The 23,924-nt window shown below is 64.1% G+C and carries 20 protein-coding genes and 1 tRNA gene; 10 read left to right on the plus strand and 11 right to left on the minus strand.

What is annotated here, in order from left to right; all coding sequences use genetic code 11:
* Positions 1 to 4: 4 nt before the first annotated feature.
* Positions 5 to 922: a LysR substrate-binding domain-containing protein gene (locus BG60_RS14430; RefSeq protein WP_008353965.1), complete on the minus strand. Its 918-nt coding sequence runs from the start codon at positions 920 to 922 to the stop codon at positions 5 to 7.
* 105 nt (positions 923 to 1,027) lie between these two features.
* Between BG60_RS14430 and BG60_RS14435 the strand changes: the two genes are divergently transcribed.
* Positions 1,028 to 2,251 (plus strand): MFS transporter, encoded by a 1,224-nt coding sequence (locus BG60_RS14435; protein WP_008353964.1) that lies wholly within the window; start codon positions 1,028 to 1,030, stop codon positions 2,249 to 2,251.
* Between the two features lie 39 nt (positions 2,252 to 2,290).
* The gene (locus BG60_RS14440; protein WP_008353963.1) at positions 2,291 to 2,917 is read left to right on the plus strand and encodes a glutathione S-transferase family protein; all 627 of its coding nucleotides are present in this window, start codon (positions 2,291 to 2,293) and stop codon (positions 2,915 to 2,917) included.
* Between the two features lie 6 nt (positions 2,918 to 2,923).
* Here the strand turns inward: BG60_RS14440 and tsaD are convergent, their stop codons facing one another.
* The gene (gene tsaD / locus BG60_RS14445) at positions 2,924 to 3,952 is read right to left on the minus strand and encodes a tRNA (adenosine(37)-N6)-threonylcarbamoyltransferase complex transferase subunit TsaD (protein WP_008353961.1); all 1,029 of its coding nucleotides are present in this window, start codon (positions 3,950 to 3,952) and stop codon (positions 2,924 to 2,926) included.
* Positions 3,953 to 4,027: 75 nt separating this feature from the next.
* Here tsaD and BG60_RS14450 point away from each other — a divergent pair, with 75 nt between their 5' ends.
* The 6 genes from BG60_RS14450 (at position 4,028) to BG60_RS38220 (ending at position 11,311) form a co-directional block, all read left to right on the plus strand.
* Positions 4,028 to 5,254, plus strand: a complete 1,227-nt coding sequence (locus BG60_RS14450; RefSeq protein WP_008353960.1) for a BaiN/RdsA family NAD(P)/FAD-dependent oxidoreductase — start codon at positions 4,028 to 4,030, stop codon at positions 5,252 to 5,254.
* 213 nt (positions 5,255 to 5,467) lie between these two features.
* Positions 5,468 to 5,914, plus strand: coding sequence for a GatB/YqeY domain-containing protein (locus BG60_RS14455; RefSeq protein ID WP_008353959.1), 447 nt, complete (start codon positions 5,468 to 5,470; stop codon positions 5,912 to 5,914).
* A 19-nt stretch (positions 5,915 to 5,933) separates the two neighbouring features.
* Positions 5,934 to 7,811, plus strand: a complete 1,878-nt coding sequence (gene dnaG, locus BG60_RS14460) for a DNA primase (protein ID WP_008353957.1) — start codon at positions 5,934 to 5,936, stop codon at positions 7,809 to 7,811.
* A 409-nt stretch (positions 7,812 to 8,220) separates the two neighbouring features.
* Positions 8,221 to 10,278 (plus strand): RNA polymerase sigma factor RpoD, encoded by a 2,058-nt coding sequence (gene rpoD / locus BG60_RS14465; RefSeq protein ID WP_075583507.1) that lies wholly within the window; start codon positions 8,221 to 8,223, stop codon positions 10,276 to 10,278.
* Positions 10,279 to 10,403: 125 nt separating this feature from the next.
* Positions 10,404 to 10,480, plus strand: a tRNA-Ile gene (locus BG60_RS14470).
* A 525-nt stretch (positions 10,481 to 11,005) separates the two neighbouring features.
* Complete coding sequence (locus tag BG60_RS38220) at positions 11,006 to 11,311, plus strand: hypothetical protein (protein WP_008353954.1); 306 nt, start codon at positions 11,006 to 11,008, stop codon at positions 11,309 to 11,311.
* Positions 11,312 to 11,404: 93 nt separating this feature from the next.
* On the opposite strand, the gene BG60_RS14480 is transcribed toward BG60_RS38220, so the two are convergent.
* From BG60_RS14480 to BG60_RS14495, 4 genes are all read right to left on the minus strand, one after another.
* Positions 11,405 to 12,535 (minus strand): amidohydrolase family protein, encoded by a 1,131-nt coding sequence (locus BG60_RS14480; RefSeq protein ID WP_008353953.1) that lies wholly within the window; start codon positions 12,533 to 12,535, stop codon positions 11,405 to 11,407.
* A gap of 2 nt (positions 12,536 to 12,537) precedes the next feature.
* The gene (locus BG60_RS14485) at positions 12,538 to 13,845 is read right to left on the minus strand and encodes an MFS transporter (protein ID WP_008353952.1); all 1,308 of its coding nucleotides are present in this window, start codon (positions 13,843 to 13,845) and stop codon (positions 12,538 to 12,540) included.
* A gap of 80 nt (positions 13,846 to 13,925) precedes the next feature.
* Entirely contained in the window at positions 13,926 to 15,200 is a 1,275-nt protein-coding gene (locus BG60_RS14490; RefSeq protein ID WP_008353951.1) for a CaiB/BaiF CoA transferase family protein, read from the minus strand.
* Positions 15,197 to 16,180 carry a hydroxymethylglutaryl-CoA lyase gene (locus BG60_RS14495; protein ID WP_008353950.1) on the minus strand — a complete coding sequence of 328 codons (984 nt, stop codon included), beginning with the start codon at positions 16,178 to 16,180 and terminating at the stop codon, positions 15,197 to 15,199. The genes BG60_RS14490 and BG60_RS14495 overlap by 4 nt, the downstream gene beginning before the upstream one ends.
* 156 nt (positions 16,181 to 16,336) lie before the next feature.
* Between BG60_RS14495 and BG60_RS14500 the strand changes: the two genes are divergently transcribed.
* Together BG60_RS14500 and BG60_RS14505 are read left to right on the plus strand one after the other, a co-directional pair.
* The gene (locus BG60_RS14500) at positions 16,337 to 17,131 is read left to right on the plus strand and encodes an IclR family transcriptional regulator (RefSeq protein WP_008353949.1); all 795 of its coding nucleotides are present in this window, start codon (positions 16,337 to 16,339) and stop codon (positions 17,129 to 17,131) included.
* Between the two features lie 391 nt (positions 17,132 to 17,522).
* Positions 17,523 to 18,368: a sugar phosphate isomerase/epimerase family protein gene (locus BG60_RS14505; RefSeq protein WP_008353948.1), complete on the plus strand. Its 846-nt coding sequence runs from the start codon at positions 17,523 to 17,525 to the stop codon at positions 18,366 to 18,368.
* Positions 18,369 to 18,371: 3 nt separating this feature from the next.
* On the opposite strand, the gene BG60_RS14510 is transcribed toward BG60_RS14505, so the two are convergent.
* From BG60_RS14510 to BG60_RS14530, 5 genes are read right to left on the minus strand one after another with little or no spacing between them, the layout of a single operon-like run.
* Complete coding sequence (locus tag BG60_RS14510; protein ID WP_034471896.1) at positions 18,372 to 19,151, minus strand: enoyl-CoA hydratase/isomerase family protein; 780 nt, start codon at positions 19,149 to 19,151, stop codon at positions 18,372 to 18,374.
* Entirely contained in the window at positions 19,144 to 20,739 is a 1,596-nt protein-coding gene (locus BG60_RS14515) for an acyl CoA:acetate/3-ketoacid CoA transferase (protein ID WP_008353945.1), read from the minus strand. The genes BG60_RS14510 and BG60_RS14515 overlap by 8 nt, the downstream gene beginning before the upstream one ends.
* A gap of 4 nt (positions 20,740 to 20,743) precedes the next feature.
* Positions 20,744 to 21,904, minus strand: coding sequence for an acyl-CoA dehydrogenase family protein (locus BG60_RS14520; RefSeq protein ID WP_008353943.1), 1,161 nt, complete (start codon positions 21,902 to 21,904; stop codon positions 20,744 to 20,746).
* A 20-nt stretch (positions 21,905 to 21,924) separates the two neighbouring features.
* Positions 21,925 to 23,448 carry an acyl CoA:acetate/3-ketoacid CoA transferase gene (locus tag BG60_RS14525; protein WP_008353942.1) on the minus strand — a complete coding sequence of 508 codons (1,524 nt, stop codon included), beginning with the start codon at positions 23,446 to 23,448 and terminating at the stop codon, positions 21,925 to 21,927.
* A gap of 1 nt (position 23,449) precedes the next feature.
* On the minus strand, positions 23,450 to 23,914 hold the full coding sequence (locus tag BG60_RS14530; RefSeq protein WP_008353941.1) for a MaoC family dehydratase: 465 nt from the start codon (positions 23,912 to 23,914) through the stop codon (positions 23,450 to 23,452).
* Between the last annotated feature and the right edge of the window lie 10 nt (positions 23,915 to 23,924).

Raw genomic sequence — 23,924 nt, forward strand, 5'->3', positions numbered from 1 at the left:
ACGTCTAGGCAAGCGCCGTTTCCGTGGAAACGTGCGCTTCCCGCACCGATTCCACCACGAGCGACGCCAGCCGCTCGACGAGCGGCGAGCCCTTTCCCGACGCGCGATGCAGCGCGAGCGGAATCGACGGCAGCGCGGGCAAACCGCCTTCGCCGCCATCGAGCGGACGAACGGTCGACGGCAGGCCGTAGCTCGTTCGCACCGTCACGCCGAGTCCCGCCGCTGCCGCCGCCCACAGTCCGGACAGGCTCGGGCTCGTGAACGCCACACGCCATTTGATGCCCGCACGGTCGAGCGCCGCCGCCGCCGCGCTGTGGAAGAGACACGGCCGATCGAAAACGATGAGCGGCAAGGGCTCGTCGGCGTCGAAATGCCAGGGAACGGTCGATGACGCAATCCAGCGCATCGGCGGCGCGGCGATCGGCTCGGGCAGATTCGACGCCTGACTTTCATCCGGCACGCCCGCCGCGCCCCACACGAGCGCGAGATCGAGCTGCGCGCCGCCGATGCGCTCCAGCAGTTCCGTATTCCGCGCGACGCGCGCTTCGATCCGCACTTTCGGGTGCGCTCGCGCGAAGCGTCCGAGCACATCGGGCAGCACGACTTCGCCGAAATCTTCCTGCAGACCGAGCCGGATCCAGCCTTCCAGATCGACGCCGCGAACCGCGACCGCGGCTTCGTCGTTCAGCTCGACGAGCCGCCGCGCGTAGTTGAGCATGACCTCGCCGGCATCGGTGAGTGCGAGCCCGCGTCCCGATTTGCGAAACAGCGGTGTGCCCGCCTGTTCTTCCAGCTTGTGAATCTGGGCGCTGACGGCGGACGTCGAACGCCCGACGCGATCGGCTGCTTTCGCGAAACTCCCGAGGTCCACGCCCGCGACGAAGCTGCGCAACACCGCGAGGTCGAAGGTTGTCTGGCTCATGATGACAGTCCCGATTTGATGAACGGTCCGTCGCAAACTTTGCGATTTTCAGGATGATGTTAAGCGTTCAAACTGGCCCCAGTCAACTTTTCGATGGACTGCGACATGGCCATTTCTCTCGCTTTGAACACCAAAACCGCACTCGGCGATGGACACCGCTGGAAAGTGCTCGGCGTGGGCGTCGCGGCGAACGCGAGCGTGTCGGCGGCGGCGACGGGCTTTCCGACGACCGCCGTCTGGGTGCGCGGCGCCTACCATCTGAGCAACGGGCAACTGGGCGTCGTGCTGGGCGCCCTAGGCTTGGGCGTCGCGCTGTCCGAATTGCCGTGTGGCGTTCTCACCGACAAGTGGGGCGACCGTCCCGTCCTGCTGACCGGTCTTTTTTCGACGGCCGCGGTGCTCGTCGCGATGACTTTGTTCGCGACGCCCGCGACGGCGAGCTTCGGCTGGCTCGTCTTCGCGATGTGCGCGCTCGGCCTGCTCGGCGGCAGCGTCAATGGGTCGAGCGGACGCGCGGTGATGGCGTGGTTCGGCGAAGGCGAGCGCGGCCTCGCGATGAGCATTCGCCAGACGGCTGTGCCGCTCGGCGGCGGCATCGGCGCGGCGTTGCTGCCGTGGCTCGCGTCGTCGCATGGTTTCGGGGCGGTATTCGGCGCGCTCGCCGCGATGTGCGCGCTGTCCGGCATTTTCGCCTGGCGCTGGCTTCACGAGCCGGCTGAAGCAGTTCATCGGGCGATTCGGAGCGCAGGCGCCGCGCCGCTGAAAAACGCGCTGGTCTGGCGCGTCGTGCTGGGCATCGGCATCTTGTGCGTGCCGCAGTTCGCGGTGCTGAGTTTCGCGACGATCTTCATGCACGCCGCCGCGCACTTCGGCCTGACCGCGATCAGCACGACGATGGCGACGCTCCAGATCGGTGCGATCGCGATGCGCGTCTGGAGCGGCCGCCACACCGACCGGCACCGCAACCGCCGCACGTACCTGCGCGTATCGACGATCGTCGCGTGCGCGTCGTTCGTCGTGCTCGGTATCGCGACGGCGCTCGGCGCGGTCCATTGGCCCGTTTTGCTCGCGGCGATGCTGATTCTCGCGGGCGTCTGCGTGTCGGCATGGCACGGCGTCGCGTACACGGAACTGGCGACGCTCGCGGGCACCGAACGCGCGGGCACCGCGCTCGGCATGGCGAACACGGCGGTCTTCGTCGGCTTTTTCGTGACGCCGCTCGCCATTCCGCACGTGCTCGCGATCGGTTCCTGGCCGATGGTCTGGCTCGGGGCGGGCGTGTGCGCGTCGCTCGCGTGGCCGTTGTTTCCGAGGCACGCGCGCGCTTAAACTGGCCGTCCACGTCATCACCACCACGCGGAGCGCATCTTGATTCTCATCGGCCAATACGATTCCCCGTTCGTGCGGCGCGTCGGCATCGCGCTGAAGCTCTACGACATGGCGTTCGAGCATCGCCCGTGGTCGGTGTTCGGCGACGCCGACAAGATCGCGCCGTACAACCCGCTGTGCCGCGTGCCGACGCTCGTGCTCGATTCCGGCGATACGCTCATCGAAAGCACGATGATCCTCGACTATCTCGACGCAGAGGCGGGCGATGCGCGCGCTTTGATTCCATCGGGCGGGCCGGAGCGACGTCAGGCGCTGAAGGTCTGCGCGCTCGCGACCGGTCTCGCCGACAAGGCCGTCGCGCTCGTCTACGAACGCGTGCTGCACAAGGAGAAATCGCAGGCGTGGCTCGATCGCTGCACGGGGCAGGTCGAGCGTGTGTTGAATGCGCTGGAAGCGGACCGCGCTGCGCGTGCGACGCCTTACTGGTTCGGCGATGCAATCGGCCACGCCGATATCGCCGTGGCCTGCGCGCTGCGCTTCGCGCGCGAGGCGCATCCGGAAATTTTCAGCGCGACGCGCTGGCCGACGCTCATCGGCCATAGCGATCGCTGCGAAACGCTGCCCGTCTTCAAGGCGATCGTGCAGCCGTTCAATCCGCCTCGATAAAGTGGCTCAGGCGCGCGCGAGCGACGTGAGATCCCAGCGCGGCTTCACGGTGAACGCGTAGTCGCGCAGGGCCTGCTCCGGCCAGCGCGACAGGCGCAGCGCGCCCGCGAGCGCGATCATCGCGCCGTTGTCGGTGCATAGCGACAGGTCGGGGTAATGCACGTCGAAGCGGCGCTTTTTCGCCGCCGCCGACAGCGCCTCGCGCAACTGCCGGTTCGCGCCGACGCCGCCCGCCACGACGAGCCGCTTCAACCCCGTTTTCTTCAGCGCGGCGAGCGATTTAGCGACGAGCACGTCCACGGCCGCATCGACGAAACCGCGCGCGAGATCGGCCTTGGCCTGCTCGCAGACGTTGTTGCCGAGCTTGCGGCTGTGCGTGAGCACGGCGGTTTTCAGGCCGCTGAAGCTGAAATCGAGATCGCCGGAATGGAGCATCGGACGCGGCAGCGCGACCGCGCCGGACGTGCCGAATTCCGCGAGCCGCGACACTTCCGGCCCGCCCGGATAGCCGAGGCCGAGCAGCTTCGCGGTCTTGTCGAAGGCTTCGCCGGCGGCGTCGTCGAGTGTTTCGCCGAGCGTCTCGTAGACGCCGACATCGGTCACGCGCATCAACTGCGTGTGTCCGCCGGACACGAGCAGCGCGACGAACGGAAAGGGCGGCGGCGCGTCGACGAGCAGCGGCGACAGCAAATGCCCTTCCAGATGATGGATGCCGACGGTCGGCTTGTCCCACGCCATCGCCAGCGCATTCGCGATGCTCGCGCCGACGAGCAGCGCCCCCGCGAGCCCCGGCCCTTGCGTGAACGCGATGGCGTCGATGTCGCCGCGCTGTGCGCCGGACTTGTCGAGCACTTCCTCCAGCAGCGGCAGCGCGCGGCGGATGTGATCGCGCGAAGCCAGTTCGGGCACGACGCCGCCGTAATCGCGATGCATCGCGATCTGCGAATGAAGGGCGTGCGAAAGCAGGCCGCGCTCGGTGTCGTAGAGTGCGAGGCCGGTTTCGTCGCAGGAGCTTTCGATGCCTAGAACTAGCATGGATTCAATGCGTTAGAGGAACAGAAAAGTATAGCAGCGGGCGTGATCGAGCGTGTCGAAGGTAAAATGCGCGCCATGGAATCCTTCGATATCGCCGTCATCGGCGCGGGCGCGGCCGGCATGATGTGCGCGGCCGTGGCCGCTCAATCCGGACGCCGCGTCGTCCTTCTCGACCACGCAGAGCGTCTCGCCGAAAAAATCCGCATCTCCGGCGGCGGGCGCTGCAACTTCACGAACATCAACGCGCAGCCTGCCAATTTTCTGTCGGCGAATCCGCATTTTTGCCGCTCCGCGCTCGCCCGCTACACGCCGCGCGATTTTCTCGCGCTGCTCAAGCAATACCGCGTGAAGTGGCACGAGAAGCACAAGGGCCAGCTCTTCTGCGACGACTCCAGCGAGACCATCATCGACGTGCTCAAAAGCGAGTGCGATGCCGGTCGCGTCGCGTGGCGGCGTCCGGTCGCCGTGCATGAGGTCCGTCACGACGGCGCGCGTTTCGCGCTCGATACGAACGCGGGCACGATCGGCGCGGCGGCGCTCGTGATCGCGACCGGCGGCCTGTCGATTCCGAAGATCGGCGCGACGGATTTCGGCTATCGCGTCGCCAAGCAGTTCGGCCACAAGCTCGTCGATACGCGTCCGGCGCTCGTGCCGCTCACGTTCACGTCCGCCGACTGGGCGCCGTTCGCGCAGCTGTCGGGGCTTTCGCTGCCGGTTCGCATCAGCACGGGCAAAGGCAAGACGCGCGGCGAATTCGACGAAGACTTGCTGCTCACGCATCGCGGCGTGTCGGGGCCGGGCGTGCTGCAGATTTCGAGCTACTGGAACACGTCGGAGCCGATTCACGTCGATCTGCTTCCCGACCTCGATCCGACCGCCATGCTGATCGAAGCCAAAGCCGGCTCGAAAAAGCAGATCGGCAATTTTCTGGCCGAGCACGTTCCCGCGCGTCTCGCGCACGCGTGGCTCGAAGCGCAGCGCGTGCCGGTCGACGCGCGCCTCGCCGATCTGCCGGATCGCACGCTGAAAGCGATCGGCGCATCGCTGTCGGACTGGACGCTCACGCCGAGCGGCACCGAAGGCTATCGCAAGGCGGAAGTCACGCGCGGCGGCGTCGACACGCGCGAGCTTTCATCCGCGACGATGATGAGCGAGCGCGTCGCGGGGCTGTATTTCATCGGCGAGGCGGTCGATGTCACCGGCTGGCTCGGCGGCTATAACTTCCAGTGGGCGTGGGCTTCGGGCGTCGCCGCGGGCAAGGCCGCCGCGGAGTACGCGCGAGACGCGGCGACGACCGCCTGAGGGCGTCCGTCCGGGGGTTTTGGCGAGTCTCGAAACGCGGACCCGTTTGCTATACTCGGACGGTCATCGGAGGATTCTCTCCGCTTTCCGCTGGCGCCAGGAAGGCTGTCTGCTAATCCCGCTTGAGGAGGCGTTCCCAAGCGGGTTTTTGCTTTCGCGGGACCGCCGCGCGCCGGCCGGAATTCAAACTTTCGCAATTGCACCGGGTGAACGATGAGCCTCAAAGACCAGATCAACGACGACATGAAGACTGCCATGCGCGCGAAGGAAACCGAGCGTCTCGGCACGATTCGTCTGCTGCTCGCGGCAATCAAGCAGCGCGAAGTCGACGATCGCGTCACGCTCGACGACGCGGGCATCACCGCCGTCATCGACAAGATGATCAAGCAGCGCAAGGATTCGATCAGCCAGTTCGAAGCCGCGAGCCGCACCGATCTCGCCGACAAGGAGAAAGCGGAGCTGGCGGTGCTGGCGGCGTATATGCCCGAACAGCTTTCCGCCGAAGCGATCGCTGCCGAAGTCCAGGCAGCCGTCGCCGCGACCGGCGCCGCCGGGCCGCAGGACATGGGCAAGGTGATGGGCGTGCTGAAGCCGAAGCTCGCCGGCAAGGCCGACATGACCGCCGTCTCCGCGCAGGTGAAAGCCGCACTCGCCAAGTAACGTCCGCAGCTTTCGATCGGTGATTCCGCACGCTTTCCTGCAGGATTTGCTCAACCGCGTCGACATCGTCGACGTGGTGGGCCGCTACGTCCAGTTAAAAAAGGGCGGCGCGAATTTCATGGGCCTTTGCCCATTTCACAACGAGAAAAGCCCGTCGTTCACGGTCAGCCCGACCAAGCAGTTCTATCACTGCTTCGGCTGCGGCGCGCACGGCACCGCGATCGGCTTTCTGATGGAGCATACCGGGCTCACGTTTCCCGAGGCCGTGAAAGACCTGGCGCAAGGCGCCGGCCTGACGGTTCCGCAGGAGCCTTCCAACTCGTTCCGCGGTGGCGGCGGCGACAGCGCACCGAGCAAGGCGGTCAGCGTCGCGTTGACGGACGTCATGCAGACGGCGTGCGATTTCTATCGCAAGCAGTTGCGCGGCGCGCCGAACGCCATCGAATATCTGAAAAAGCGCGGCTTGACCGGTGAGGTCGCCGCGCGCTTCGGGCTCGGCTACGCGCCGGATGGCTGGCAGAACCTCGAGGCGGCCTTTCCCGATTATCGGGATGAAAACCTGGTCGAGTCGGGTTTGGTGATCGTCAGCGAAAAAACGGATTCTCAAGGACAGGCGCGACGTTACGATCGTTTTCGCGAACGCGTGATGTTCCCGATCCGCAATGTGAAGGGCAACGTGATCGGCTTCGGCGGGCGCGTGCTCGACGGGGGCGAGCCTAAATATCTGAACTCGCCGGAGACGCCGCTGTTCAGCAAGGGCAGCGAGCTGTACGGCCTGTTCGAAGCGCGCTTGGCGATTCGTGAACTGGGTTACGTGCTCGTCGTCGAAGGGTATATGGACGTCGTCGCGCTCGCTCAACTGGGTTTTGCGAACGCCGTGGCGACGCTCGGCACGGCGTGTACGCCGATCCACGTGCAGAAGCTGTTTCGTCAGACGGATACCGTCGTCTTCAGTTTCGACGGCGATTCGGCCGGGCGGCGAGCCGCGCGTCGCGCGCTGGAAGCGGCGCTGCCGCACGCTGCGGACAACCGGACCATCAAGTTCCTCTTTCTGCCGAAGGAGCACGATCCGGACAGCTACGTGCGCGAGTTCGGCACGGACGGGTTCGGCGAGCAGGTCGATCGCGCGATGCCGCTGTCGCAGTTCCTACTGAACGAGGTACTGAACGACAAGGAGCTGGAGCAGCCCGAAGGCCGAGCGAAAGCGCTCTTCGACGCTAAACCGCTGCTGCAGGCGCTGCCCGCAAACGCGTTGCGGGTGCAGATCCTGCATATGCTCGCGGACCGGCTCGACACGCCGTTCACCGAAATCGCCGCGCTATGCGACATCGATTCGCGCGCTGCGGCCGTCGCGCGGGCAAACGTGCCGAAGAGCGAGCGGCGCCGCGTCACCGGACAGGAACAGCGCGCGCTGCGCAATCTGGTGATGTATCCGGGCATCGCGGTTTCGCTCGATCAGGACAGCGAGCGCACCCTCGTAACGATGACCGAGCACGGCGAATTGTTCAGCGAAGTGATCTCGCACGCGCGCGAACTCGGCGATGCCGCGCAGTTCCAGTTGCTGTCGGAGATCTTGAGAAATGCAGCAAACGCGCCCACATACGACGATATCTTTCAGGAAATTCTCGCCTATGATGAAAACGTTCGCGATTTGCTGATGCGCGATCCGTCCGATGAGGACGCGGCGCAGCGAGTCGAGGAACAAAAGCGTCTGCTGGCGGAAGAATTGCAAGCAACAGTGGTGAAGCTGAGGCACGACAGCTACCGGGCGCGGCTGGATCAACTGGCGCGGCAATCGAGTCTGTCGGCGGAAGAGGTCGCGGAGTTCTCGGAGTTGTCGGCGAGAGTGGCGCAGATCAAGGCTGGGCGGGGCGCCGGCGCGGATGGCGCAAGGTGAGAATGCTATAATAAAAAGTTCAAGTGAATTGCTTTTTGTCAACTGTTCAGGCGCTTTCGTCGTTTTTTCACGGTAGATGGGCGGCAGCGGTCGAGCAGTTGGCAAAGGGCATGTGAAGTTGTTTGCAGAGGGAAGCGAAGCAGGAAGGCGCTGGCTGAATGGGCCGTAGGCGACGAAGGTGGCACACGCCGCATAAGTCACACGAAACGGGCCGATAAGCACGCCGGCGAACAGACGGGCGCAAGGGAAGCGGCTGCTATCGAGGGTAGGGCGAGGAGACGATTCACACTCGTCCGAACCGCGATGGCGCCCCGGGCAGGGCACGCAGGACGAAGCAGCGTGCGCGTATTGGGTATTCACGGTTCCATCGGCTGTTGTCCAGCAGCCGCGAGTCGAGACTAAAGCCGGTATGGCGAACTCCATGACGAAAAAGCTGAACGATGTATCCGTCGAAGACGACGCAATGCAAAACGCAGAGTCTGGCGCCGCTCCTGCGGCGAAGGTCGAAAAGGCGAAGGCCCGCGATCGCCGCGCGAAGGAAAAAGCGCTGCTGAAGGACGCGTTCTCGTCGAGCGCGCCCGGCACCGTCGAGGAATTGGAAGAGCGGCGCGGCAAGCTGCGCGCGCTCATCAAGCTCGGCAAGGAGCGCGGCTTCCTCACCTACGGCGAGATCAACGACCACCTTCCGGACAACTTCACGGAAACCGAGGCGATCGAAGGCATCATCAGCACGTTCAATGACATGGGCGTGGCGGTGTACGAGCAAGCGCCCGATGCCGAAACGCTGCTGCTGAACGACAACGCGCCGAACGCGTCGTCCGACGACGAAGTCGAGGAAGAGGCCGAAGTCGCGCTTTCCACGGTCGATTCCGAATTCGGCCGCACGACCGATCCGGTCCGCATGTACATGCGCGAGATGGGCACCGTCGAACTGTTGACGCGCGAAGGCGAAATCGAGATCGCGAAGCGCATCGAAGACGGCCTCAAGCACATGGTCATGGCGATCTCCGCGTGCCCGACGACCATCGCCGACATTCTCGCGATGGCCGAGCGCGTGCAGAACGAGGAAGTGCGCGTCGATGAACTCGTCGACGGCCTGATCGATCCGAACGCGCAGGACACCGATGGCTTCTCCGAGCAGGAAGCGGAAGCGATCGAATCGGAAGAAGAAGAGACCGCGGAAGAGGGCGAAGAGGAAGAGGAAGAAGAGGACGACGGCAGCGCGCAGGCAAGCGCGAACGCCGCTCAACTCGAAGCACTCAAGCTCCAGTCGCTCGAGAAGTTCGCGCTCATCAGCGAATGGTTCGACAAGATGCGCCGCGCCTACGAGAAGGAAGGCTATAAATCGAAGGCGTATCTGAAGGCGCAGGAAGCCATTCAGACGGAACTCATGAACATTCGCTTCACCGCGCGTACCGTCGAGCGCCTGTGCGATACGCTGCGCGCGCAAGTGGACGAAGTGCGTCAGGTCGAGCGGCAGATCCTGCATACGGTTGTCGACAAGTGCGGCATGCCGCGCGCCGAGTTCATCACGCGATTCCCCGGCAACGAGACGGATCTCGAATGGTCCGACAAGGTCGTCGCCGAGGGTCACGAGTACAGCGCGGTGCTGGAGCGCAATATTCCGGCGATCCGCGAGCAGCAGCAGCGTCTGCTGGATTTGCAGGCGCGCGTCGTTCTGCCGTTGAAGGATCTGAAGGAAACCAACCGTCAGATGGCGGCGGGCGAGTTGAAGGCGCGTCAGGCGAAGCGCGAAATGACGGAGGCGAATCTGCGCCTCGTGATTTCCATCGCGAAGAAGTACACGAATCGTGGCCTGCAGTTCCTCGATCTGATCCAGGAAGGCAACATTGGCTTGATGAAGGCGGTGGACAAGTTCGAATATCGTCGCGGCTACAAGTTTTCGACGTACGCGACGTGGTGGATACGTCAGGCGATCACGCGTTCGATCGCGGATCAGGCGCGCACCATTCGCATTCCGGTCCACATGATCGAAACGATCAACAAGATGAACCGTATTTCGCGGCAGATCTTGCAGGAGACCGGGCTCGAGCCGGATCCGGCGACGCTCGCCGAGAAGATGGAAATGCCCGAGGACAAGATCCGCAAGATCATGAAGATCGCGAAGGAGCCGATCTCCATGGAAACGCCGATCGGCGACGACGACGATTCGCATCTCGGCGATTTCATCGAGGATACGAACACGGTGGCGCCGTCCGATGCCGCGCTGCATGCATCGATGCGCGACGTCGTGAAGGACGTGCTCGATTCGCTGACGCCGCGCGAGGCGAAGGTGCTGCGCATGCGGTTCGGGATCGAGATGAGCACGGATCACACGCTGGAAGAGGTCGGCAAGCAGTTCGACGTGACGCGTGAGCGGATTCGCCAGATCGAGGCGAAGGCGCTGCGCAAGCTGCGGCATCCGAGCCGGTCGGACAAGTTGAAGTCGTTCCTCGAAGGCAACTGACGGGACTTGTTTTGAGAGGCGTTGTGAGGCAAACTCGCTACCCTTCGTAGTCGCCTCGCGCAATGATCTGAAGTGACAGGAAGCGCCGTTTGCGGCGCTTTCTTTTTGCACGCTCTGCCTGCACAGGGCCGGAAGCTTAACTGGTATAAGCTGTCGACTCATAATCGACCGATAGTGGGTTCGAGCCCCACCCGGCCCACCAGCACTTGCTCAAAAGTATCAGGGGGTTAGCGGATTTGCGTCCCTGATAAGGCGCTTTCGGGGACACTCGGGGACAAAGTGGGTCACGTGACCCACTCGGGCTTTTTGACACTCGCGCATCTCACCGCCGCCGGTTCAAGAGACGTTCACGCTTGCCGATACGCTTGAGCATATTTGCGAGATCGCCGAGGAGCGCGGCGGGCTATGCCTGTCGAGCGAATGCAGAACGATATGCAGGTACTGGCAGCAAAACATAGCGGGCGCTGTGTTTCGAAGCACTATACCGATGCGCAAACGTCTCTGCTTTGGCAGTGCGAAGAAGGACATCGCTGGCGTGCCAAGCTCGGTAAGGTCAACAGAAGCCGGTGTCCGGTGTGTGCCTTCGATCGCAAGCGTCTGGGCATTGGAAACACGCACGAAATTTGCCGCAGGTTACGGCGGAAAGTGCCTGTCCGACGATTACACAAACAATAGTGTCCTATTGCGCTGGGGATGTGCAAAGGGGCATACGTGGCAGGCGAAGCCCGTGAAGATCATGATCGGCCATTGGTGCCGGACCTGTGCGGTCGAACGGACACGTCTAGGCGTTGAGAAGATGCACGACGCCGCTGCGATGCACGGTGGCAAGTGTTTGTCGGAGACCGACGTCAACACCATCACGCCGTTGGAATGGCAATGCATGGACGGGCATACCTGGAGTGCAAGGCCCGAGAGCACCATTCGGACCGGAAGCTGCTGTCCGGTGTGCCGAGCGGTGAAAATAGCGCAGGCCAGAAAATCCGGCTTAAATTTGAAGAAGGTTTCGAAGGGCAAAGTCCCGATTCTGCTGTGAAGAGTCCGGATTGGTTCTCTGATGGCGCTGGTGGGTCAAACGCGGTGACGCTTGCGGGTCAGGGGCGATCTCGCCCCTGACAGCTCAGCCAACTCAGCCCAGGCGATACACCCTCGAAACCGTCCCCCGAAACAACGCCTGACGTTCCGCAGCACTTGCCTGTGAAGTCAATCGCTTGAACGCGTTCCAGCCGTTACTGAACGGGTAAGAACCCTTATCGACCGGAAAATTGCTTTCGAACATGCAGCGATCCGCGCCGAACGCTTCGATGCAGGTCAGCATCCACGGCTTCCAGGCTTCGGACAATTCAATCGATGAAGGTGGCCGCTCACCTTTTTCGAAGTCGAAACCGTTGATACGCATTCCGAGTCCGCCCACCTTCACATAAACGTTCGGCAACCGCGCAAGTTCGCGCATCGAACGCGACCATGCATCGAAGACCTCCTTGCGCTGATCCGCGTAGCTGGCGATTCTGACCACTCCCCCACAGTGATTGACGATGAACGGCGTGTCGGGATTTGCCTTCGCCAAATCGAACAATTCGGGAAGCTGAGGGAAGAACAGCCATGCGTCGTAGGAGAGGCCCAAGGCTTTCAACTGCGCGACGCCCGCACGATAACCGGAGTCGAGCAGAAGCCCGCGAGGAACTGCCGAAAGCGGGTTCACTAGCGTGGCGTCCGCATCCCAGGTTACGAGGTGCCGTACACCGCGCAAGCGGCCGTCGCCGGCCTCGAGTTCCGCTTCGAGTACGTCTCGCACGGCAGCGCCGCGACGGAGATCCGCGTATCCGACGATGCCCTTCGCTACCTGCGGCTTCTCTTCCTGCATCGGCGCGGTGACTTGAGCCACATACTCCACTTCGCCGATCGGCCGCATCGGTTCCGGACCCGTGGTGCGGTACCGCGTAAGCGCCTGCATGAAGACAGACGCGGTAATGTTGTGCCCGGACCGTGCATCCTCGAGATACTCGTCGAGCAAATACGTCCAACCCGGGCGCTCATAAAAGTGGTGATGCGCGTCGATGATCGGCATCTCCGGTTCGAGCGCCGCTTCCTTTCCGGATGCAAGCCACTCTGCCCGAACCGGCAGGTAATTGCTGGTCGTACTCATACTGCGCGTTTCCTCTTTGGCGAATGCGTGGCGCACGCTCAGCGCGGGCATCGCGATGGATGCGGCGACCGCGCCAAGCAGCCGGCGCCGGTGAATCGATTGAAGAGTTTGCATGGTCACTTTCCCTTGTTGAACGCGTAGAGGGAAAGCGTCAGCAACGTCGTGAACGCGAGTACGACGGCCAGACCGATCATGCCCGCGGTGAACGTGCCGAAACTATCCTTCAGATAGCCGACCAGATACGGACCGGCAAAGCCGCCCAGCGCGCCGATGGAGTTGATCAGCGCCAGTCCGCCGGCGGCCGCCTGACCCGACAGGAACCGGGCAGGCAGCGTGTAGAAAATCGTTCGGCCTGCGATGGTGCCGATCAACGCCAGCGTGATGCCCGTCAACGCAGGCACCAGTTGCTGAAAATATGTCGAGATGCCGAGCGCGATCGCGCCGATGAAAAGACCAGCCGCGAGGTTGGCGATATGGCCACCGCGGCGATCGACGCGCTTCGCCCACCACAAGAGCGCGATGGTCGCGAAGAAATACGGCACCGCCGATACCCAGCCCGTCTGGGTCACGCTCATGCCGTGCGCCTTGAGCATCTGCGGCAGCCATATGCCGATGCCGTAGGAGCCCATCGTGAAGCCGAAGGAAATCATCGCGAGGATGTACATCCGCACATCTTTGAGCGCTGCGCCGAAATCCTTTTTCTTCTGGCTCGCAGTGCCCTCGCGATCGAACGCGCTTTGCAGCGCCTGACGCTCCTCGGGCGAGAGCCACTTCGCATCGGCGGGTTTGTCCGCGAGCATCTTCAGGACGAAGAAGCCGAGAATGCACGCCGGCAGGCCTTCGACGATAAACATCCATTTCCATCCGGCAAGGCCGAGCAAGCCGTCCATCTTCAGCAGCCAGGTCGACAGCGGTCCGCCCACTAGCGACGAAAGCGGCGTCGAGACCGTGAACCATGCGAGCACCCGAGTGCGATAACTGGCCGGAAACCACACTGCGAGGAAGAAGATCACGCCAGGGAAGAATCCGGCCTCGCCGATTCCCAGCAGAAGACGAATCACGTAGAAGCTCGTCGGTCCAACCGCGAGCGCCGTCGCGGCGGCGAAGAAGCCCCACGTGATCATGATGCGCGCGAGCCATCGCCGGGCGCCGAAGCGATACAGCGCCAGGTTGCTCGGCACTTCGCACAGGCAATAACCCGCGAACATGATGCCCGCGCCCCAGCCGAACTGCGTCGCGGTCAAGCCGAGGTCGCGGTTCATCGTCAGCGCGGCGAACCCGACGCTGGTGCGATCGAGATAGTTGAAGAAATAGGCGAGCGCAAGCAAGGGGATGAAACGCCACGCGGCCTTTCTGACGGCCTGCTGTTCGAGCGTCGTATCGACCGCGCTCTCGGCCGTCATGTTCGATGAAATGGATGTCATGCTTCGTCTCCGGACGGAATACCCAACGCGCGGGCTCATGCCGGCCTACGCGAAGCGGCGTTCCTTTTATGCTGTTGTGCTCAGGCGCTCGCCAGTTCGTTGGCGGAGGGACTGGAAGGATCGTGGGAAAAGGCCGCCTGGCACTTCACGATGCCGGCGTCCGCCAACTGCCTCAGGTCTTCCGATGAGTAACCCAGCTCCAGAAGCAGCGCCTGCGTGTCCTGACCCAGCGAAGGCGGACCTGCGCGAAGCCGCAGACGCTCGCCGCCAAGGGTCAAAGGCAGCAATGCGGTCTTCGTCTGTACTGCTTTGCCCGCGCCGCTTGCGTCGGATGGCAGGGTGACATCGGCAAGTCCGTCCGTTGCGAGCAGATGCGGATCGTCGAAAAGATCCTGCGGCTTCGTGATCGGCGCGTACGGCAGCCCGCAGCGCTCGAAGATGGCGCCGATCTCGGCAGCAGTGAACGCTTCCATGTGGGCGCGAAGCCGCGGCATCAGCCATTCGCGGGCTTGCACGCGCTGATTGTTGCTGGCGATACGCGCGTCGGCCTTCAGATCGTCGAGGCCGAAGGCATCGCAGAAGAGCGCCCATTGCGTATCGGAGACGACCGCCAGGAAGATCTGATCGCCGTTCTTCACCGAAAAGACGTCATAGACTGCCCAGGCCGAAATGCGGCTTGGCATCGGCGCGGCGGTTTGTCCCGTCACGGCGTATTGCATCATGTGCTGCGCCACGAGAAACACGTTGTTCTCGAACAGGGCGCTCTGCACCTCTTGTCCGCGGCCGGTCCGCTCGCGTTGTGCCAGCGCCGCCATTGCGCCGATCGCGCCGAACATGCCGCCCATGATGTCGTTGACGCTCGTGCCTGCCCGCAAGGGTCTGCCTTCGGGACCGGTCATGTACGCGAGACCGCCCATCATCTGCACGACTTCGTCGAGCGCGGTGCGATGGTCGTAGGGACCGGGCAGGAAGCCCTTGTGCGACACATAGATCAGACGAGGATTGAGTCTGCACAAGGCCGAATAGCCGAGGCCGAGCTTGTCCACGGTGCCGCTCTTGAAGTTCTCGCTGAAGACATCGGCGTTCGCAAGCAGCTTGTGCACGATCTCCACGCCGCGCGGGTCCTTCAGATCGACGGCGATGCTTTTCTTGTTGCGGTTGAACGTGCTGAAGAAGCCTGCTCCCGAGCCTCGCAGATTGCGGGTGCTGTCGCCGGTGATCGGCTCGACCTTGATCACTTCCGCGCCGAGGTCTGCCAGCACCATGCCGCACGTCGGCCCCATCACCATGTGCGTCATCTCTACGACGCGCACGCCGCTGTACGGCAAGGACTGATCCGATTGCACTTCGCTCATTGCGCCGCTCCCAACAAACAGCCTTCCGGCTGGGGCGCACTCGGCGCGCGCCCGTCTGCGTACGAGAAACCTTTCGGCAATCCCGCGTCCTGTACGTGTCCGTAGAGCGCTTCGCCCGGAAGCGCCTGTGCGAGGATCGAGCGCGCGGCAATGAGCTTGTCGATGTCCATGCCCGTGTCGTAGCCCATCGCCTCGAGTAGAAACGCGAGGTCTTCGGTAACGATGTTCCCCGTCGCGCCCGGCGCGTAGGGACAGCCGCCGAGGCCCGCCTGACTCGAATCGATCGTGGTGACGCCGGCATCGAGTGCCGCCACGACATTCGCCAGGCCTTGACCGCGCGTGTTGTGGAAATGAGCGCCGCCCGCCTTCGCGCCGACTTCCGATTGCAGCCGGCGAAACAGGCGGCGAACCTGAACGGGGTTGGCATAACCGCTCGTATCGGACAGGCCGATTTCGTCGACACCGCATTCGGCCATCGCGAGGCACATGCGCATCGTCTGGTCGTCGGTCACGGTGCCCGCGATCGTGCAGCCGAATGCGACCGATACACCCGCTTCGATTTCTGTTCCGGGGAACTGCTCATCGCGCAGCGCGACGATGCTGCGCACCTCATCGATCAACTGCGCGGTCGTTTTGCGGACATTAGCCAACGCATGTTCATCGGTGACGGACACCGGCAACGTGACTTTATGGACGCCGGCTTCGAACGCGCTTTGCGAGCCGCGCAGGTTCGGCGCCAGTACAGCGACACGAAGGTCCGGAATGGATAACGCGTGAGCGACGACTTCGCGGATATCGGCCATTTGGGGCAGAAGTTTCGGCGGAACGAACGATCCCACTTCGATCTCCTTGAGTCCCGCTGCCGCCAGCGCGGATATCCATTCGAGTTTCGCGGACGTCGGCATGACGCTTCGGATGCTCTGCAAGCCGTCGCGCGGGCCGACTTCGCTGATCAGTATTCGGCGATGTGAGGCGCTCATTTCGCTCCTTCGTTCTGTCAGATAGACCTGTGTTTTGTTAGAGAGAACTTTAGGCGAAGATGTCTATCACTGAAAGCGGGGTTAACCCCGGATTTCAGAACTAGAGTTCTACCGGATAGAACTGTATAGTCGTGGAATTTGATTCGGGAGCGGTGCATGACCAAGGAAGACCAGCCGTCCGATACGAACGAGGCGTCGAGCGGCGTCGCCGTTCTTGACCGGGCGTTCGCCATACTCAATGCCTTCGGGCCGACCGACGACCGGCTGACCCTGACCGAGCTTTCACGCCGGACCGAGCTTTATAAGAGTACGGTTTTGAGACTGCTCGGCGCTTTGGAGCATGGCGGATTCATCCGGAAGTTGAGCGACGGGCAATACGCAATCGGTCATCAGCCGTTGCGGCTTGCGACGCTCTATCAGCGGTCGTTTCAGGTGGGGCCTGTGATCGAACCGTTGCTTCAGCAGTTGAGCCGGGACTTGGGCGAAACGGCCAGTTTCTACGTACGCCAGGGCGATCAACGTCTCGTGTTGTATCGCGTCGAACCTAGCCGCAGCGTTCGGGTATCGATTCGCGTCGGAGAGGAGTTCGCGATCGATAAGGGCGCCTCCGGCAAAGTCCTGCTCGCGTTCTCGGAGACACAGGATCCGCGCTGGCAAGAGATCCGCGAACGGCTATGGGCCACCTCGTTTGGCGAGAGGGATCCGGAAACGGCATCGGCCTCGGTGCCCGTGTTCAATTCGACCGGCGAGTTGCAGGGCGCGTTGACGCTTTCAGGACCCAAGGGCCGTTTCGATGCTCCGGCGGTCATCGATGCAGCATTGGCGATGTTGCTCGATAGCGCGCGGCGAGCGACCGTCGCACTGGGCGGAAACGGATCGAGATATGACGCGAGCATCGCGAGCTTCGTGAAAGCGCCGCCAGCCGCCGATGGAAGCGAGCGCTCTGCCTGAAGGACGGCAGTCACATGCTTTCACGCGCACGCCGCACGGATGAAGTCGGGAATCTCGACGGCTTTCAGCTTTCCATCGGCTTGCTTGACACACAGCGCGCGCGTCGCGCGAAATTCGCAGATCAGCGTTTCACCGCACACGATCCGATGCCGCTGAACGTAACGCGGCCGCGTAGCACTTGCTAGATCGATCTACTTGCCTTAGAGTCTTTTGACCAGGCCGAGCGTGCCCTGACCGCCCCGCCCAGGTCGACGCACGAACAATCTGCTCGCCGATAACGTGACCCCGACGCGGCCGCCGCGCTCGGCCTCGCGGGCACACGTGGCCCGCGTGATCCGCACGATGGCTGCGTCGACGGCGGCCCGATGATCCAACGTTTCTGAGGTGAACCATGCGTGAACTTAACGGGCGCGGCGATCTCTGCTGCATCAACACGGGCACGCTCGGCTATCGCGAGCCGATCGAAGTCACGGCCGGACGCATCGCCGAACAGGGCTTCGGCTGGATCACGCCGTGGCGTCAGGAAATCGACGAGAACAATCCGCAAGCAGCCGCCAGTGCGATCCGCGCGGCCGGCCTGAAGGTCGGCGCGTATTGCCGCACGGCGTATTTCGCGGCCAACGACGCCGCGGGCCGTCGCGCCGCGATCGATTCCAACCGCCGCGCGCTGGAGACCGCGGCCGTGCTGGGCGCGCCGATGCTCGTCGCCGTCGTCGGCGGATTGCCGCCCGGTTCGCGCGATATCGACGATGCACGCGAGCAGATTCTCGACGGTCTCGCCGCCTTGCAGCCGACGATGAACGAAACAGGCGTGCGCGTCGCGCTCGAGCCCTTGCATCCGGTGTACGCGGCCGATCGCAGCCTGCTCAATACGCTCGACCAGGCGCTGGACTGGTGCGACCGGCTGGACCCGTCGCGCGAGGGAGGCTTCGGCGTGGCCATCGACGCTTACCATGTCTGGTGGGATCCGGCGCTGATGCCCGCCATCGCGCGCGCGGGCGACCGGATCCTCGCGCTGCACGTATGCGACTGGCTGGTCGAAACCCGCGATCCGTTGCAGGACCGCGGAATGATGGGCGATGGCGTCATCGATCTCAAGCGGCTGCGCGCGGCGGTGGAAGCCGCCGGTTACGACGGTCCCGTCGAAGTGGAGATTTTTTCCCGGCTCGACTGGTGGGCGCGCCCGGCCGACGAGACGTTGCGGATCTGCCGCGAGCGCCTGTTCGAGTGCTGCTGAGCATCAACGTCCGACGTAAATCGGCGGCCGCTTCTCGCTAAAACTGCGGATGCCCTCCGCGGCATCCTCGGTGCTCGCGGCGAGCGCGCCCGCCATCGCTTCGAGAGTCGAGCCGGTTTCCTCGCCGCTGGCGGCGTTGAGCAACTGTTTGGTCAGTTGCAGCGCCACCGGCGCGCGCGCCGCCATGTCCAGCGCCAGTCGATGCGCACGTTCCAGCACGCGGTCCTGCGGCACGACCTCGTGCACAAGGCCGCACGCCCGCGCGTCCGCGGCCGTCACGCGCGCGCCGCTCAAGGCGAGGTATTTTGCGTGGCTCGCGCCGGTCAGACGCACGAGCCGCTGCGTGCCCGACCAGCCGGGGCAAGTGGCAATCGATGCCTCCGGCAGCGCGAAACGGGCCTCTTCGGCCGCGATACGCACGTCGGCCGTGATCGCCAGTTCCAGCCCGCCGCCGAAGGCATGACCGTTGATCGCCGCGATCACGGGCTGACGCAGCCGCGCCCATTGGTCGAAGACCTGATGACCTCGCCGTACCCAGTGGCGCCACATGTCCAGCGGCCTGAGCGCGGCCCATTCGTTGATGTCCGCGCCGACGCAGAACGCCTTCACGCCGCCGCCCGCGAGGATGACGACGCGCGTCTCATCGTCGGCTTCGATCGCGCGGGCCGCATCTTCGAGTTGATCCAGCATGGCGGGCGTCAGCGCATTGAGCTTGTCCGGCCGGTTCAGCGTGACGATGGCGACAGCCGCATCGCGAACGATGGAAACGAAGCGATCAGTCATGGCGTCCTTCGCGAGGTTTGAGCCGGAGTCCGAAGGGCGCATCGGTGAAAAGCGCTGCATCCATCTGACGCAGATCCGAGGCGACCTTTAGCGCAACCTCGGCCTGATCCAGAATGTCGCGCTGCAAATCCACGCCGGGAGCGATCTCGCGCACGGTCAGCCCGTCATCGAGAAGATCGATGACGCAGCGTTCGGTCACGTAGGTCACGCGCTGCCCGCGCTCGCGCCCCACGCGGCCGCAGAACGTGATCTGCTCGGCCGTCCGGACGAACTTGCGCGTGCGGCCTTCCTTGACGATCGCGAGCCTGCCGCCGCCGACTTCCAGCTGCGCGCCCGCGGTGAAAAAGCCCGAGAACACGATGCGGCGCGCATGAGCGGTGATATCGACGAAGCCGCCGCATCCCGCCGTCAGATACGGTTTCGACGCGAGCCGGGAGACATTCACGCTGCCATCGGCGTCGACTTGCAGAAAGGACAGCAGTGCGATGTCGAAGCCGCCGCCCTGAAAATACGTGAACTGATTCGGCGACGCGACGATCGCGTCCGCGTTCGATGCGCAACCGAACGCAAACCCGAGCAAAGGCATGCCGCCGACCGCGCCCTGTTCGATCGCCCACGTCACTTCGCCGTGCAAGCCTTCCTCGAGCAGGATGCGCGGCACATTGGCCGAAATGCCGAAGCCCAGATTGGCCGCGTACCCATGCGCGAGCTCCATCGCGGCGCGGCGGGCGATGACCTTCTCCGGTCCCCACGGCGTCGGCTCGAACGAATCCATCGGAAGCGTGACTTCGCCGCTGATCGCGGGATCGTAGGGCGTCTGCGTGGTCTGCCACTGGTCCGGATCGACCACGACGTAATCGACCAGATTGCAGGGCACCCGCACGTCGTGCGGCCGCAGCGTGCCGGATTTCACCACGCGCTTGACCTGCGCGATCACGATGCCGCCGTTGTTGCGCGCGGCCAGCGCCTGATCGATGCCGCCCAGCAGCGCGCCTTCGTGTTCGTAGCCGAGATTGCCCGCTTCGTCGGCCGTGGTCGCGCGGATGATCGCCACGCGCGGCGCGATCGCCGGGAAGTAGAGCCAGTCATCGCCATCGAAGGACACCTTGCGCACGACCGGACGCGCGGCGGCGGCGGCGTTCATCGCGCAGCCCTGTAAATCGGGATCGACGAACGTGCCCATTCCGACCTTGGTCAGCACGCCGGGACGCTTCGCGGCGGCGTCGCGGTGCATGTCGAACAGGATGCCGCTCGGAACGTTGTAGGCCTCGATTTCGTTGTCGGCGATCATGCGCCAGATGTTCGGCATCGGCAGCGACGACGGGCCGCTCGGATACGAGCCCGCGAGCGTGCGCGCGAGCAGCCCGGGCCGGGCGAGATGATCGATGCCCTTGACGCCGTACATGTCGCCCGCGGCGATCGGGTTCAGCGTCGTGAGGTCGCGCGGCTGTCCCTCGCGCTCGAAGCGCTCGCCGATGGCCGCGAGAATCTTGTCGGGGCAGCCGAGCGCGCTGGACGAGCTGATGCTGACGACATCGCCGGTTCGCACGAGCCTGGCCGCCGCGTCCGCGGTAATGAGCTTTCTCATGTTTTTATCGATGAAGGTCGAACAGCGCTGCGCCGCGCTTCATCGCGTTGCGGGCGATGATGCCGCGATGAATCTCCGAGGTGCCGTCGAAGATGCGATAGACGCGCGCATCGCGGTAATAGCGTTCGATGGCCAGCTCCTTGCAGAAGCCCATGCCGCCGAAGACCTGCACCGCGCGATCGACGACGCGCCCAAGCGTCTCGGAAGCCTGCACCTTGACCATTGAAATCCAGTCGCGCGCGTCCTGTCCCGCGTCCATCATGCTCGCGGTGTTGAGCAGCATCAGCCGCGCCGCGTTGATCTCCATCACGCTGTCCGCGATGAGTTGCTGGATCATTTGAAAATCGCCGATGCGCGTGCCGAACTGCCGCCGTTCGCCGGCGTACTCGATCATCATTTCGAGCACGTGCGTCGCCTTGCCGATGCCGCGCGCGCCGATCAACGCGAGGCGCACGCGGCCGAGCATGTTCATCGCGAGTTTGAAGCCTTCGCCCTGTCGTCCGATGAGGGCCATCGGCTCTAGCGGGACGTCGTCGAAGAAGAGTTCGTGGTGCGGCGTGCCGCGAAGACCCATCATCCGTTGATCGCGGCCGACAGTGAAACCCGGAAGATTCTTGTCGACCGCGAAGAGCGAGATTTCCTTCTCGCCGGTGCGGGCCGAGACGAGAAAGAAATCGCTCCATTGCGCATCGCTGATGAAGTGCTTGCTGCCGTTCAGCGCCCAGCCGAACGACGTCTTGCGCGCCGTGGTTTCGATGCCCTGGGCGTCCGAACCCGCGCCCGTTTCGGTGATCGCGAGGCCGCAGGTTCGCGCGCCGGCAATCGCCGGTTTCAGCCAGCGGTCGATCTGTTCGCCTTCGCAGGCGAGCAGCGCGTCGTAGACGTTGCCGAACGCGCGCCGCACGAGTATGTCGGAGCTGTGGCCGAACTGCTCCTCGCATAGCATCGAATCGACCGTGTTCAGTCCGCCGCCGCCGAGTTCGGCGGGCATGTTCACCGCATAAAGACCCAGCGCCCGCGCCCGCGCCTGCAAGTCGCGGGCGATCTCGGGCGCGAGCGCGCCTTCCTCTTCCACTTGCTGTTCGAGCGGCTGCAACTCGGACCGGACGAAGCGGCGCGCGGTCTCGATCATCATTTTCTGCGTGTCGCTCAGCGTGAAGTCCATCGATCTCTCCGATTCGAGTTTTAGTCAGCACTGGTCGCGGCGACACGCAGCGACGGATGCAACGAGACTTCGAAGGGCATACGTTCGAGCACGTCGCGAACGAGGTCGACGCCCGGCGCGATTTCGATCAGCCGCAAGCCTTCGGGCGCGAGTTCGAAGACGGCACGCTCGGTGACGTAAAGCACTTGTTGGCCGTCCGCGCGGGCGCGCTTGCCGCTGAACGTGATGTGACGCACTTGCTCGACCAGCTTCGGGACCGCGCCGTGACGCCGGATGCGCACTTGCCCGTCTTCCAGCTCGACTTCAAGCCCCTTCGCCTCGAACGTGCCGCAAAAGACGACCTTGCGCGTGCGCTGCGTGATGTCGACGAAGCCGCCCGGCCCGACGATGTTCTCCCCCAGCCACGAGACGTTGACGTTGCCTTGCGCGTCCAGCTCGCCCATGCCGAGGAACGCGATATCGATGCCGCCGCCGCTGAACAGGTCGAACTGATCGGTGGACTTGAGGATCGCGCTCGCATGGCGCGTGGCGCCGAACAGATCGCCGCCCAGCAGTTCGCCGTTGTGCGATCCCTGCTCGATCACGGTCCAGCTGATGTCCACGCCTTCCGCATGCGCCACCGCGGGAATGCCATCGGGCAAACCGTAACCGAAGTTGACGCACGCGCCGGGTTTCAGCTCCTTCGCGGCGCGTTTCGCGATGATGTAGCGGATGCCCTCGGGCAGCGGCGGCGGCATGCGCGTGTCGGGCGCGGGCGCTTCGCCGCTGATGGCCGGATCGTAGTGCCCGCTGGTCGTCTGCTTCTGATCCGCGTACACGCAGATATCGTCGACGAGAACGCCCGGCACGGTGACCGCGCGCGCCGGCGTGATCGGCGTGGCGCATACGTCGCGCACCTGCGCGAACACGCGGCCGCCGCGGTTGTGCGCGGCGAGCGCGGCGGCGAAAGCGTCGATATCGGCCGGCTCTTCGCGCGATGTCAGATTGCCCTGCATGTCCGCCGTGGTGCCGCGCACGATCGCGAAGTCGATTTCGAAGGGCTTGTACCAGAGCAGTTCCTTGCCGCCCAGCGTGACGACTTCGACGAGATCGTCCCGCGCGCGCAGGTTGACGCGCCCGCCGCCGTGGCGCGGATCGGCGAAGGTATCGAGGCCGATGTGCGTGACGAGTCCGTGGCGGCCCGCGCCGGCTTCGCGGATCAGCGTCTGGATCACGCCGGCGGGCAGGGTGTAGGCCTCAATGCGTTCCTCGCGCGCGAGCTTCTGCATCGGCTTGGACCAGGTCCAGTGGCCGCCGATCACGCGCTTCACCATGCCTTCGTGCGCGAAGCGGCTGATGCCGCTCTTGACGCCGTCGCCGATGCCGAGGCCGTGGATCAGCGTGAGATCGCGCGGATGGCCCGTCGCGAGAAAGCGGCGCTCGATGGCTTCCGTGATGTGATCGGGTTCGACGAGTCCGCCGCCCGAGCCGCTCAATACGACGACCGCGCCGTCGAAGATCGCCGCCGCCATGAAATCCGCATCGGTCAGGTGTGCACGCTTCATTTCATCGGTTCTCGTTGTCCGTCCGTGCGCCCGCGCGGACCATCAGCACGTTGATTCCGTCCTGGATCAGCACGCCGTCCTGGTTGTGTACTTCGACCTGCAAACGCACGATGCCGCGATCAGAGCGGCGCGTCGGACGCTTGTCCAGCACGCGGATGCGCCCCTGGACGCGGTCGCCGATCAGCACCGGCTTGTGAAAGCGATACGTCCACTCGAGCGTCGCGACGGCGGCAAAGCGCGTCGCCGCGCGGTTCTTGAGGCCGTCGAGCATGGCGAGGCACAGCAGACCGTGCGCGACGCGGCCGGGAAAGCCGACATCGCGGGCGAATTCGTCGTCCATGTGGACATCGAAGAAATCGCCCGAGATGCCCGCGAACTGCACGACATGGCTTTCGGTGACGACGATGCCCGACGTCGTGAAGCCGAGGCCGCGTTCGATCTCGTCGAAGAGCAGGGGATGGCTCATGCGGTTCCTT

This window comes from Caballeronia zhejiangensis, assembly GCF_000698575.1.
Taxonomy (GTDB): Bacteria; Pseudomonadota; Gammaproteobacteria; order Burkholderiales; family Burkholderiaceae; genus Caballeronia; species Caballeronia zhejiangensis.

Excerpts from the sequence above, each read along its gene's own strand:
- BG60_RS14435 (WP_008353964.1), top strand. The coding sequence starts at position 1,028 with ATGGCCATTTCTCTCGCTTTGAACACCAAAACCGCACTCGGCGATGGA.
- BG60_RS14430 (WP_008353965.1), bottom strand. The coding sequence starts at position 922 with ATGAGCCAGACAACCTTCGACCTCGCGGTGTTGCGCAGCTTCGTCGCG.
- BG60_RS14500 (WP_008353949.1), top strand. The coding sequence starts at position 16,337 with ATGACCAAGGAAGACCAGCCGTCCGATACGAACGAGGCGTCGAGCGGC.
- tsaD (WP_008353961.1), bottom strand. The coding sequence starts at position 3,952 with ATGCTAGTTCTAGGCATCGAAAGCTCCTGCGACGAAACCGGCCTCGCA.
- BG60_RS14520 (WP_008353943.1), bottom strand. The coding sequence starts at position 21,904 with ATGGACTTCACGCTGAGCGACACGCAGAAAATGATGATCGAGACCGCG.
- BG60_RS14485 (WP_008353952.1), bottom strand. The coding sequence starts at position 13,845 with ATGACATCCATTTCATCGAACATGACGGCCGAGAGCGCGGTCGATACG.
- BG60_RS14515 (WP_008353945.1), bottom strand. The coding sequence starts at position 20,739 with ATGAGAAAGCTCATTACCGCGGACGCGGCGGCCAGGCTCGTGCGAACC.
- BG60_RS14525 (WP_008353942.1), bottom strand. The coding sequence starts at position 23,448 with ATGAAGCGTGCACACCTGACCGATGCGGATTTCATGGCGGCGGCGATC.
- BG60_RS14490 (WP_008353951.1), bottom strand. The coding sequence starts at position 15,200 with ATGAGCGAAGTGCAATCGGATCAGTCCTTGCCGTACAGCGGCGTGCGC.
- BG60_RS14495 (WP_008353950.1), bottom strand. The coding sequence starts at position 16,180 with ATGAGCGCCTCACATCGCCGAATACTGATCAGCGAAGTCGGCCCGCGC.
- BG60_RS14530 (WP_008353941.1), bottom strand. The coding sequence starts at position 23,914 with ATGAGCCATCCCCTGCTCTTCGACGAGATCGAACGCGGCCTCGGCTTC.
- rpoD (WP_075583507.1), top strand. The coding sequence starts at position 8,221 with ATGGCGAACTCCATGACGAAAAAGCTGAACGATGTATCCGTCGAAGAC.
- BG60_RS14455 (WP_008353959.1), top strand. The coding sequence starts at position 5,468 with ATGAGCCTCAAAGACCAGATCAACGACGACATGAAGACTGCCATGCGC.
- BG60_RS14505 (WP_008353948.1), top strand. The coding sequence starts at position 17,523 with ATGCGTGAACTTAACGGGCGCGGCGATCTCTGCTGCATCAACACGGGC.
- BG60_RS14480 (WP_008353953.1), bottom strand. The coding sequence starts at position 12,535 with ATGCAAACTCTTCAATCGATTCACCGGCGCCGGCTGCTTGGCGCGGTC.
- BG60_RS14450 (WP_008353960.1), top strand. The coding sequence starts at position 4,028 with ATGGAATCCTTCGATATCGCCGTCATCGGCGCGGGCGCGGCCGGCATG.
- BG60_RS14510 (WP_034471896.1), bottom strand. The coding sequence starts at position 19,151 with ATGACTGATCGCTTCGTTTCCATCGTTCGCGATGCGGCTGTCGCCATC.